At 34.4% G+C, this 12,757-nt stretch carries 11 protein-coding genes; 8 read left to right on the top strand and 3 right to left on the bottom strand.

All coding sequences use genetic code 11. The annotated features are described in order from the left end of the window. A partial coding sequence (locus AB1444_12155) for a hypothetical protein (GenBank protein MEW6527402.1) occupies positions 1-418 on the top strand: 418 nt, incomplete at its 5' end. Next, a complete protein-coding gene (locus AB1444_12150; protein MEW6527401.1) occupies positions 400-1,281 on the top strand; it encodes an energy transducer TonB in 882 nt (293 codons plus the stop codon). The genes AB1444_12155 and AB1444_12150, both read left to right, overlap by 19 nt. 10 nt (positions 1,282-1,291) lie before the next feature. Here the strand turns inward: AB1444_12150 and AB1444_12145 are convergent, their stop codons facing one another. Beyond that, positions 1,292-3,577, bottom strand: coding sequence for a YhjD/YihY/BrkB family envelope integrity protein (locus AB1444_12145; protein ID MEW6527400.1), 2,286 nt, complete (start codon positions 3,575-3,577; stop codon positions 1,292-1,294). A 183-nt stretch (positions 3,578-3,760) separates the two neighbouring features. Here AB1444_12145 and AB1444_12140 point away from each other — a divergent pair, with 183 nt between their 5' ends. Then, positions 3,761-5,149 carry a hypothetical protein gene (locus AB1444_12140; GenBank protein ID MEW6527399.1) on the top strand — a complete coding sequence of 463 codons (1,389 nt, stop codon included), beginning with the start codon at positions 3,761-3,763 and terminating at the stop codon, positions 5,147-5,149. 124 nt (positions 5,150-5,273) lie between these two features. On the opposite strand, the gene AB1444_12135 is transcribed toward AB1444_12140, so the two are convergent. Together AB1444_12135 and AB1444_12130 are read right to left on the bottom strand one after the other, a co-directional pair. Further along, the gene (locus AB1444_12135; protein ID MEW6527398.1) at positions 5,274-6,539 is read right to left on the bottom strand and encodes a PKD domain-containing protein; all 1,266 of its coding nucleotides are present in this window, start codon (positions 6,537-6,539) and stop codon (positions 5,274-5,276) included. 147 nt (positions 6,540-6,686) lie between these two features. Beyond that, on the bottom strand, positions 6,687-7,679 hold the full coding sequence (locus tag AB1444_12130) for a hypothetical protein (GenBank protein ID MEW6527397.1): 993 nt from the start codon (positions 7,677-7,679) through the stop codon (positions 6,687-6,689). A gap of 383 nt (positions 7,680-8,062) precedes the next feature. On the opposite strand from AB1444_12130, the gene AB1444_12125 reads away from it, so the two are divergent. From AB1444_12125 to AB1444_12105, 5 genes are all read left to right on the top strand, one after another. Beyond that, entirely contained in the window at positions 8,063-8,233 is a 171-nt protein-coding gene (locus tag AB1444_12125) for a 4Fe-4S binding protein (protein ID MEW6527396.1), read from the top strand. Between the two features lie 462 nt (positions 8,234-8,695). Continuing rightward, a complete protein-coding gene (gene glmS / locus AB1444_12120; GenBank protein ID MEW6527395.1) occupies positions 8,696-10,525 on the top strand; it encodes a glutamine--fructose-6-phosphate transaminase (isomerizing) in 1,830 nt (609 codons plus the stop codon). A 150-nt stretch (positions 10,526-10,675) separates the two neighbouring features. Further along, positions 10,676-11,050 (top strand): VOC family protein, encoded by a 375-nt coding sequence (locus AB1444_12115; GenBank protein MEW6527394.1) that lies wholly within the window; start codon positions 10,676-10,678, stop codon positions 11,048-11,050. 13 nt (positions 11,051-11,063) lie between these two features. Then, on the top strand, positions 11,064-11,690 hold the full coding sequence (gene eda, locus AB1444_12110; protein ID MEW6527393.1) for a bifunctional 4-hydroxy-2-oxoglutarate aldolase/2-dehydro-3-deoxy-phosphogluconate aldolase: 627 nt from the start codon (positions 11,064-11,066) through the stop codon (positions 11,688-11,690). Further along, positions 11,691-12,641, top strand: coding sequence for a class I SAM-dependent methyltransferase (locus tag AB1444_12105; GenBank protein MEW6527392.1), 951 nt, complete (start codon positions 11,691-11,693; stop codon positions 12,639-12,641). Positions 12,642-12,757 lie beyond the last annotated feature (116 nt).

Here is a 12,757-nt window from a genome sequence, read left to right as displayed (position 1 = left end):
GGTAAATTTAGGAGCTCTGACAACCAACAGTGATTTGAAAAATAATTATACAACCGTTAAATTACTCATAGGGGAAGAGAAAATAAACACTGGATTACTTAAGGTGGGATGTTTTATAGGTGATTACACTATGACCAGTATAGGAACATTAATCAACACCGGGACTGTTATGGGACCTGGTTGCATGGTCATTCACAATGGTGCAATTACGCCAAAGTTTATACCGCCATTCAGCTGGTATATTGATGGCAAGATTGTTGATCTGCCTTCGGAGGATAAATTTTTTGCTACATGCAAAACAATGATGTCACGCCGCAATGTTGCATATACTGCTGAACATCGTACGTTGCTTGAAGAGGTGCGTGGGCAAACAAAAGTATACAGAAAAGGTATTGGAAGATGGAACGCGCCGAAATAAGATTTGACCTGGTACTTCTGGTTTCATTTTTCATGCACAGTATTGTGATTGTTTCTTTTTTAATTGCACAAATACGCTATGGAGTTTTTGCAAAACAGCAAGCCGATTCATTATTTAAAGGCAGGGATATAATTGTTAACATCAATCAGGATGATATCAAAGACATAAATAAGAATACACTTCTTTCAGATAAAACATCAAAAGCTAAAGGTTATATAACAAAAGAAAAAGGTGATAGATGGCTCAATAATTCACTGGATTTTAAGATGCAAAAAGGGGTCAGGCAGTTAGGTAAAGGTGGAATTGCAAGTAGCACAGCTGCAAAAGACAAAATCATGGTTGCACAGGAAAATACAGAATACAGCATTACTTTCTTTAAAGAAGAGGCGGGAGGAGTCCCTGAATTTGAGGGTGATAATGAATTTACACGCATCCCTGACAAATATAGCATTACACCAAAGAATGCGCTTTTTTTTACCAGTGATGGATTCTTTTCTTTCAATACAGTAAAATTCAAGCCTTTTGAATACTTCAAAAATATGAAAGATAAAGTTGCTGCCAACTGGCACCCACCACTTCTTGCCAATGCAGTAATATATGGCTATAATCCAATGACAGGGAGTATGGCACCCGGCAGGATGAGGATTATGGCAGTGCCAACTCAGGATGTTAAATTATATTTTACCATGGACCGTGAAGGTAATGTTCTTGATGTTGTACTTGTGGATTCATTAGGGAATAAAGCCATCGATGAATCATGTATTGATGCAATACGCCTGTCAAAAAACTTTGGCAAAGTACCTGATGAAATTCAGGGTAGAGTGATAGTTATTCCTTTTTTGTTCAGGATAGTATCACAATAGACTATACACATCATTCTGTGGCATTGATAACATCAGCTAATGTTTTGTTTTTGACAATAGCCTCAAGTGATTGCTTCATATCTTTGAATACATCAGCTAAATACGATTTCAGCTTATCCTGTTTGGTTATTGGAATATCCAGTGATATGCTATAAATTGTATCAATAATTTTAGCTATGCTGATATTTTTACTTGCATTTGCCGGGATGATACCAAAGTCTTCAGTGTGTGTTATAAACTTTTCTTTAATAAAAAGGTCTAACAGCATATCAAGCAGGTCAATATCATTCAGCGTCATTGGTAATAATTCCTGAAAACTTGTTGCGCCTTTTCCTGATTCAAACTTTTTATAAATATGGTGTAATATGGCTATAGCTGAATAAACATGAATATCCTTTTTATCCTTCAATGCCCTGTTTAAATATTTATAGCTTAATGGATTCATCAAAACGTATGAAATTTCAGCACCATATAAAATGATCACAGCTGAAGAATACACCACCAGTAAAAATATTGGGAATGCAGCAAGAGCTCCATAAATGGCAAAAGTGCTCTTGGCAAAGGCTTTAATGTATACAATGAACAATAAAATAAAGATAACCCACACAGCACTGGTAAATGATGCACCAATTGCAGCAGGCCGTAGTGGTATTTTAGTGTTAGGCAATATCATATAACACATTAAAAATAAGATCCATATAAAGAAGAAGGGTGCAAAGAAATTCAGCAGATACACTAAAATACTGCTTCCCTTCAGGCCTTGCCATGTTGATCCCATATCTTTTGAAAGCATCAGAAAACTATTGTTCCCAATTGCCCACAACATAGTATTGTAAAGCGATAGTTGATTAATACGTTCCCCTTTAAGCTTTTTAACAGTCCACTTTTCACCACCATCTGCCGTTATATAAATATCAGCTTTTTCGCCTGCTATAAAACCTTCGTTTTGATTAATGAAATATACTGCATACAGGTTGTTATCCTTAAACTTGTGAGCGGCCCAGGAGGTAAAATTTTTTGAACTTGTTAAATAATATCCTTCATCCGCCACAATAATTGACATGTTATCATCAATTATTTGGACATCGTTGAAATTAAGGAAATTCTTTTTGTATTTACCTTCAGCAAGCTGTTTTATTTGCCAGGTTTTCCCTTTATCGATAGTTGTTAGTATATATGATCTATCGCCAACTATAATTCCTTTATCTTTGTAAAAACATATTGCATTAAAATTAGATGTTACATTTTCCCACTCCATTACCTGCCAGGACCTGCCACCATCATTGGTTTTTAAAAGATACCCATTGTTTGCAGCAATAAACCCTGTATTTTCATCAAGCATTTCAATATCGTTAAAAGTAAAATTGCCCCATTTTTCTATAAGCCATGATTTGCCTGCATCATATGATTTGAGTATAATTCCATTATCACCAATAATGAATCCTTTCTGGCCTGCAAAGGTAATGTCAGAAAATTTGGTGCGTTTATATTCAATGAGTTCTATTCTGAATTCTTCTGCATTAAACTGCTTGTCATTAGGATTGTATGAAAAAATGTGTTGATTATCAAAATCAATTTTTTCAATGGGCAGAGGAGTAAAATTAAGATCATCTTTATTATTAAAGAGTATGGAGGCTTTGTTTCCAACTACGTAATGGGCATTATTATCATGAACTATCGCTTGCAGATGGGGGGCTGATAATGTATTTGAGATTTGTGTTGCGACGGCTGTTGCTGCAATAATCATAATTGGGCCCAGTGTCAAAGCTGCCCAGTAATAGATTACTTTTAAAAACATTGAACGTTGTTTGGTAACTCTGAAGATATCATTAAGGGATTTTTCCAGAGTTCTTAAAACAGCAGTTGCTGAAAAAGCCAAAACCACAGCGCCTATGCCACCTATTTTAGCTGCGTTATCAATTAATGTACTGATTGTTTGGAAGAACGGATCAACATTTATTTTTATGTTATGTTCTACAAGAAAGAGTGTAATTTGCCTGAATAGTTCATCTTTTTTGTCGCCCACACCTGAGAATATGGAATAGATAGTAAGCACCACTGCAAGCGTTGGAATAAGTGAAACAATTGTGGTATAAGCAATCGAAGATGATTTTGTAAGGCAGTCATCTTTCATAAATTTTCGCGATGCAACGATAAATACTTTAATGGTATTGATTATTTTTGTAGTTAGCCAGTTGAAAGCTTCTTCACCACGGTAAATCTGATTAATTATCTGTATAATGAAATTTTTTAACTCGGATATTCTATTTTTTAATTTAGGTATTAATTTTTTCATACTGTTTAATCCCTGTTTATTTATTATTATGATAGTAAATTATAAATGCTGAAATTAACAAAACGTCAACAATATTTTGGTGAAAATATTTATTAAAATAATGGTAAAATTAATTTAACAAAAAAGGATTGCTTTTGCTCATACTGTGTGTTTAAATTATATATTATATTAAGGATTATCATTATGCCAGCAAAAACACTTATCTCAATAAAAAGTAAAGCATATTGTGCCAAACTCAATATATCTGGATTACTTTTGACAGTTATTGATAAGGAAAATAACAGAATTATAGGTGTCAATGGGGTTTTCATTTCAGGGGATAATTTAAAGAATGCCCGTACTAATGTTTCATCTATTGATTTTATTGAAGCTATTACCATAGCATCCCAGCAATATGCCGTTCAAAAAGAATATTTTGAAATCATTAAAAATTATCTTCTGCAAAGGGTGGATCACAAAAATATAAATGTATTGCTCAATAATATTGAAAATAATCCAATAACCGCAGTAAATGAAGTACAACGTATAATTAAGTCAGCGTTAAATATTGATATAATTGATGTATATTCTGAGTTTGACAGTATTTCAAATGCACAATACAATGAAATAATTATTACCCAGAAAATTGATTCATTAACGTTGTCTCAGCAGGTGGAAATTGCAGAACGGTATTATGATAATGATAGACAGGTAGCTGAGGAATCTATAAAAAAAAGCAAACAAGATATTGGCATTACTATGCTTTACCTTGATTCAAGCCAATTTAGCGGAATTTGTTTTTGCTTTGTCAATTGTACAACACACAAATTGTTATATTGCTTTTGCTGGTTAGATGATACCAGTGTGGTACAATCTGAAGTAAAAAGTGGTGATACATTATATGATCTATTTAGCAGAATTGTTAAGGCAGCACAAAAAACAAACAGATTTACACCTGTTCAGCATGAAATTCAGTCAAATTTATGGAAAGTAGATGTTGATGCTTTAATACATGCAATTGAACATGAAGCATCAGGTTTAGCCAGCCAGTTGTTTGCATCTTTGTTACAGCAATTTAAAGATATTCAGGTACGAGCTGAATTGCACCGCACAGATGTTATCAGGTTTCATATGCTGTATAACCCTTCGCAGTTTGACAAAAAGGAAGATCAAGGGGAGGGCGATAGTAAATTTGATAAAAAGCTGGTTGCAGTTGATTTAGTATTATCGCCAACTAGTGGCAAAAAGGTTTCACAATTGCAAAAAGGAGATCTTATTTATGTATTAATCGATACATCAACCCCGTATGGATATGATATTGCTAAAACATTGAATTTGATTGTTGACAATAAAAACACCCCAATTGAAGCTGAAGTTTATTCAGTAAATTATAATAAGAAAAAGGGGTATACTCTTTTTGCAAAAATTACCGAAAGCCTTTATGGCAAAGCAACAGAAGAACAGGATATAAAAGTAAAAACTAAACTTGCAGTTACCGATGAAGAGGCTACTTCTTCAAAAACAAGCCTGGTTATTGGAATTGTAGCAGGTTTAATTGTTATTGCTATGTTGCTGTTTATACTGTTAGCATAAATATTTTATGGGCACCTAAAAAAAACTGCTTTCTTCCGAAATTATGTATATAATAGAAAGCAGTTTTATCTTATATACTGTGCCCACAAGGGAACATCCGCAAAAACAGTTTTTAGAAGTTCCCTTATAATTTACCTTCACGCTCTAATTTTTGTATATCCTGTGGTGTTATAGGCTTGTCTTTTCCCAGTATTTGAGCCGCTTTATTAAGCTTTTGTATCATTTCATCGTCAGTAATTATTTTATCCCGTGATGTGTCAATATCATCTTTTGACTGTGGAGGTATATTGAGAAAAATCTTTGCATATACTTCACGTTTATCAGGATATGGCCCTGATAATGTAATATTGAGATTGCATGTAGACCTGGGTAATAATGATTTTGGCACTTTCAGCAATTGTTTCACGGACGATTTTGGAGCTATATATGTTGATTCTAAAATTTGGTCGGGATTAATATTTTTATAATCAGGTGAAAGTGTAGTATTGCATGGCCTGCATTCAAGGACAGCAGTATTGAACGCAACTGGTTCATCAAAAATATTTTTTATATTAATTTCAACAGTGATGTAAGCATTATCAATGGCTGGAAATTTATTATAAAGAACTGGAATTACTGGATTTCCCATAAGATTGGATAGATAATGGACATTAGGGAATGAAATACTGCCTCTGCCAATAGCAGATATTCCGTTAGCATCAGTTACCTTGACCTGTGCTATAAAGCTTGACTGTAATCCTTTCTGATCACGTGAGGCGTAACTATGAGTAATATATCCCGTTTGTGTTGTTGCGTATGTACCATCGCCAAAATCCCAATCATAGGTACATTTACCGGACAGCCCTTTCTGTGAGATGACTTCAAATATTGCTGATTCAGGTTCAAGATTATGTAACCGCGCACTCAATGTAACTATTGGTTTATCGGCACAATCCACAACGTTTATCTGGACTTTACGCATATCAATATGTTTGCCTTCATCACGTACTGTTACATAGAATTCGCGTAAACCTGCCTTGGTAAACCGTAAAATTGCAGGATTGCCCAGTTTGTTGCTAATGCGATACACTAAATGTGCATCAGGTCCAAAAGGATTTTTGGCAATAACAGTAACTTTAAAATCTTCACCTGCGCATACAGGATTTTTTTCCAGTATTATCTCTTTAATAAAATTTGCCTGTTCAATTTCATATGTTTCAACCTTTTCAGGGTCAACGGGAGGAACTTCTTCTTGTGGTTCAGGTGCAGACATAAATTGGAACACATTAAGCAGAGATTGTGTTTTTGAAGAAATATCATCCTGTTGATTGGTGTTATGAACAGATAGAATTAATAAAAATACTGCTATACAAAAAATAATGATTCCAGTTACAATGTAAGTGCGTTTCATAAATAGTACCCTGTGTTATCCAATAGATTCAAATGAGTATTAAATAAAATAATTTTATATTTAGCGATAGTTCATTATAGTACATTAATGTAACAAATAAAAAAATCCCGGGCAAAAATAACACCCGGGATTGTTGTGTTCATGCAGTTAATCCACCCAGTAGTAGTATCCGGAGGTAATAACCAGGGGATCAACCTGCCCATAGTATGAAGAGGAGGTAGTTTGTACACCAGGATTATATCCAGCAGGATTGGTGTATGTATATAGCAACAGATGATCAGGAGCATTAGCTGTTGCGGATTTCTGGTTAATATAGCTTCTCCAGTATGAAGATGTATCCCATGACCTATCCCAGCCAAAAGTGTTTACAATCTGATTTGCTATTTTTTCGTCAGCACCAGTGCCAAAGAGGCCCTCAATGTCTATGATGAATGCTCCAAAGCCACCGGCTTCATCCCTTACCATATTCTTTACTGAATTATAAAGATTGTAGGCACATTGAGTTACCAGTGAAGGAGGGATATAGGCAACATTCATGGTCTTTCCTGCAAAGTAATTGGCATACCAGCAAGTACCGGAGCAGTGATTACCACGGCCTGTTATGTAATAATTAGCATAATCAAGCTGATACATATTAACATATGCATTAACACGGTAATATGCTTTAACATACAGCATCTTATCGGCCGCTAACTGCAAATACTGTCTGTATAATGCTTCATTTGCAGCTGTTGGTTTTAATACAGCACCGCCTGCAGCATGGAAATTCTTTGTTACATTGTAGGTTGTGTCAATATCTTCAGTAAGTATTCCCGGCAGTCCATTGCTTAATCGGGTAGGATCCATGCGTTTTGGTGTTGTTTTGATAAACCAGATGTAATTATATTCAATAGGTACTTCACTGACATACATGGTGTTATGGCGAATATTGAAGCCATTATCAACAGCCATCCCACTGTGACTCCAGTAGCAACCTAAAATTGCCAGAAGGTCCATAATAAAACCCGGGCTTGTTGAAAGGATAATATCGCCTTTTTGGGCATTAATACTCATTGGTTTGTAAACCCATTGACCTGCAAAAACTGCTGAACATGTAAAAATTAGCAGTAATACAACAGTGATTTTTGAAATATATTTCATAGAACCCCCTTTAATAAAAAATATAATTGGATATATATGCAATGGCAAAATGAGTGAATAATCACTCATTAGATTATAATATAGTACTATAATAATAAAAAATTAAGCCAATAAAAAAGTCAATATAAAAACCGACTAAAAGGTATATATAATCACTTTTTTTCATAAATACATAAAATATAATTGTAAAATAATCATATATTTTTAATTTCATTGAAATGACTGTTAGACATAATAAATTAGCTTTATCAATAATCTTTTTTTATTTTAACAATCTTGGCATGAATATTTCTATAAATTTTGTTTTACAATAAAAATGTGCTACTAATTTATTTTAATTGTTATACGTATAGTTACCATTATAATTTCAGGAGGATATACACATGGCTTATAAAATTACTGAAGAATGTACAATGTGTGGAACCTGTGCCGCTGAATGCCCATCTCAGGCAATTTCTGAAGGCAAAGATAGATATGTTATAGACCAGGATGCTTGTACAGAATGTGGTACATGTGTTGATGTCTGTCCCGCTGAAGCAATAGTTGAAGTATAATACCAATGGGGCTTTAAAGCCCCATTGCTGTTAATAAATAACAAATATAAAAAATGTTTTGCTTTTTGTAAAAAGATAGTTTATAATTAAATCATTAATAACCACATGCGTGGCGATATAGTTAAACATGGAATATTATGAGCACCTTTAAAAACTGCTTTCCTCCCAAATTATTCATATAATAGAAAGTGGTTTTATCATATGTATGGTGCCCATAAGGGAACATCCAAAAAAACAGTTTTTTAGAAGTTCCCTTATTTATATGATTACCTGTATTATTTGTATTAATTGTATTAATTAATGATGAAAATATTTTTGGCAAAAGTCATCATGAAACAGCATGTTAACCTGAACCGTATACTCAATGTATTAAAGGATTTATTCAAAATCTAAATATAACATTAGATGGGGGATCAGGTTTGTAATGAAAATTTTAAATTCCTATTTTCAAGGAGAAATTTTATGTGTGGCATTGTTGGTTATATTGGCAATAAAAACGTAGCAGAAGTTCTTATTAATGGATTGCGCCGCCTTGAATACAGGGGTTATGACTCTGTGGGTATTGCCGCACTCAATAATAAACTAATTGTACAAAAACAAAAAGGTAAAGTTTCTGAGCTCAATGACATTTTAAATTATGACGAATTTAAAAATTTTAACGTTGGGATTGGGCATACAAGGTGGGCCACACATGGTGAGCCAAATGATGTCAATGCACATCCTCATACTGATTGTAATGGTGAGATAGCTCTGGTGCACAATGGCATTATAGAAAATTATGCAGCCATCAAAAAAATTCTTATACAGCATGATCATACAATCAAAAGTGAAACAGATACAGAAGTTCTTGTACATCTTATTGAATATTATCACCAGACAATGCCACTGGTAGATGCAGTTCAGAAGACATTAACCAAAGTTGAGGGGACGTATGGCATTGTCGTGATTTCAAAAAAAGAACCGGATAAAATAGTTGCTGCACGTAATGGCAGCCCATTAATCATTGGTGTGGGTGATGGTGAAATGATAGTGGCATCTGATGCCAGTGCCATAGTGGAACATACCCGTAATGTCATATATGTATCTGATGGCGAAATAATTGAAATTACTAAGAATGGGGTTAAAACCTTTGATTTAAAGAAGCAAGCAGTTGAAAAGCATACTGACAAAATTGACTGGGATATTGCTGATATTGAAAAACAGGGTTTTGCCCACTTTATGCTTAAAGAAATATTTGAGCAACCTGAAACAATACAGAATGCTTTCAGAGGAAGAATTCTACTGGATGAAGGCAAAACACGGTTGGATGGTTTACGATTAACTGAAGATGAATTAAATGCAATCAGAAGAATTATCTTTATTGCATGTGGTACATCCTGGCATGCTGGATTAATAGGTGAATATCTTATTGAAGAGTATGCACGAATACCGGTTGAAGTTGAATATGCATCAGAATTCAGGTATAGAAGCCCTATACTTGATAAAGGTGATTTAGTTATTGTCATAAGCCAGTCAGGGGAAACAGCCGACACGTTAGCTGCATTGCGTGAAGCAAAGGCCCGTGGAGTTAAGGTACTTGGTATAACCAATGTTGTGGGAAGCACCATTGCACGGGAAAGTGATGGCGGTGTATATATCCATGCAGGTCCTGAGATAGGTGTTGCTTCCACCAAAGCGTTCACATCCCAGATTACCGTACTCATATTACTTACATTTTATTTAGCACGAAGAAAGTATATGACAGCTGATGCGGGAAGGGAGTTTTTGCAGGAATTGATAAATGCACCGCAACATGTTAAGCAGATTCTTGATAAGAATGATGAAATAAAAAAAATTGCACAATTATATAAAGATCACCGTAATTTTCTGTATTTAGGAAGGGGAATTCAATTTCCGGTGGCTCTTGAAGGAGCATTGAAGCTGAAAGAAATTTCGTATATCCATGCTGAGGGCTATCCTGCTGCAGAAATGAAGCATGGGCCTATCGCCCTTATTGATGAAAATATGCCGGTTGTGTTTATTGCAATAAAAGATGAGGTTTACCAAAAAGTTATAAGCAACATGCAGGAAGTCAAAGCCCGCAAAGGTAAAATCATTGCAATTGCTACCGAAGGTGATGAAGACATTGAAAAATATGCTGATCATGTATTATATGTTCCGGGAACTCGTAAGATTGTATCACCACTTTTAACAGTTATTCCTTTACAGCTTTTGGCATATCATATTGCAGTCTTACGTGGGTGCAATGTAGATCAACCAAGAAATTTAGCAAAAAGTGTTACTGTTGAATAAAATGGAAAATATTTTTCATGTGAATAGTTTTAAATAATTGACAATACGTAAAAGAGTTTTAAAACGTGGTTGAATATGACTTTCACAAATAATACTGAATAACAGGATCAGTAATTTTATATATCAAGTAATTGAAAAGGAGAAATAAAAATGATAGTAATAGAGAATGTTGACCACATAGGTGTAACTGTTTCTGATCTGGATAGGGCTATTGAATTTTATAGTGATTTGTTTGATTTTGAAGTGGTTGAAAGGGCAAGCAATGCAAGTGAAGCGTATATAAAAGTTGGTGATATTTTAATTAAGCTTGCAGAAGTAAAAGACTACAAAGCTCCCGAGAACTCAAAAAGCCATATATGCTTTTATATTGATGAAGAAGATTTTGATGATGCGCTTGATGAATTAGAGGAAAAAAATATTCCCATAGTTTTTGGACCTGAAAATATTCGTAAAGGTCGTCTGGTTGTTTTTACTGATCCGGATGGCAACAAGATAGAATTGCGGTATCCACGGCTTTCATTGTAAGTTCTTACATACCATGCAGTTTAACCTTACAGTTCCAGTCATTCCAATTGGTATTTTTAGCGATAGTTCCAAAATAGTAACTATTGCCAAAATATTACATCAACATGGCATAAACTGTATTGAGGTTACACTGCGCACACCACAGGCAATTGAATGCATCACTGCACTTAAAAAATCATTCCCGCAGATGGTGATAGGAGCAGGAAGCGTGTTAAACCAGGATGACTTTAAGGCCGCAATTGATGCTGGGGCTGCATTTATAGTATCGCCTTCCATCAGTGACTCGTTGATAGAACTATCGCACAGGTTTACGGATATACAATACATACCTGGTTTTACTACGCCCACTGAGCTTTCACATGCTTTACAGTTGGGTTGTACCATGCTGAAATTTTTCCCAGCAGAATATGCTGGTGGCGTTAAGTATCTTAAAGCAATTACAGAGCCGTTTGTAAAGTATTCCTTTTCCATTATACCAACAGGCGGTATTATGCCTTCCGGCATTAAACAGTATTTATCAATTCCTAATGTTATTGCCTGCGGTATGTCGTATATTGTTGATAGTGCATTGATTGACGCTAGCGATTTTCATGCTCTTGAAAATCGTATTAAAGAAACCTTAGATAGTATTACACGGTAAATGCCATCTTTTAAAATCATAGAACAGGCTATACAAAAGCGAAAACATCTTTTTAAAAGCAATCAAACCAATGCTTTCAGGCTATTCAATAGTGCTGGCGATAATTGTGAAGGCCTTATTATTGATTATTATAATGGTTTTGTGTTGTTACAATTGTACGATAGTTCATTGTATCAAGACTATCTCAAATTATGTAATGATTGTAAAAAAATCCTTAATTCAATACATATTCCTGTTAATGGGATATTGCTTAAAGATAGAACCAAAGTTAATGACCCCCAGCAAATTATAAACTTGCGCACAAGCATTCTTGTGGATGGGAACCTGCCGCCAGATAATTTTGCAATTAAACAAAATAATATCGCAGCATATGTGGATCTTATTCATGGACAGAATACGGGTGTTTTTCTTGATATGCGAAAGGTGCGTGAAACAATGGTCAATTATTATCAAAATGGTGGGAGATTATGTAACCTTTTTTGCTATACAGGGTTGTTTTCAGTTCATTCGCTAAAAAATGGCTTACAGTATGCGGTTAATGTAGATATCTCACAAACGGTTTTGAATAGAGCAAAACAGAATTATGTATTAAATGATATTCAGTTTGACTTAAGAGATTTTATTAAATTAGACTGCAGACAGTATTTAAAAAAACAGGTAAAGCAAAAAGTGCATTTTGATTTTGTTATATTTGACCCCCCAACGTTTTCAAGAAATAAAAAGCAAAATTTCAGTGTTAAAGCACATTATAGGGACTATCTATCATTCATTGATACTATTGCACAAGGCGGGTATGCCCTAACAACAATCAATGCCGTTTCCCTGAGTGTACAAGACTACCGGTCATTACATCCACACCATTGGAAATTAGAGTTTTTAGAACATGAACCAGAAGATTTTCCCTTCAAAAACCAGCCATACCTTAAAGCTGGTTTATGGAAAATACCATAATTTTTGCAATTAATCCTTGACTTGTAAATTTATAATTTCGACAATAAGTATAGGAAAACGCCTAATTTTTTTGTAATAATGTATTAATCTGGATGTCTTATTTCAGATGGTTACTA

This window comes from Spirochaetota bacterium (assembly GCA_040756435.1).
Lineage (GTDB): Bacteria > Spirochaetota > UBA4802 > UBA4802 > UB4802 > UBA4802.
This window is presented reverse-complemented; position numbering and strand designations above follow the sequence as displayed.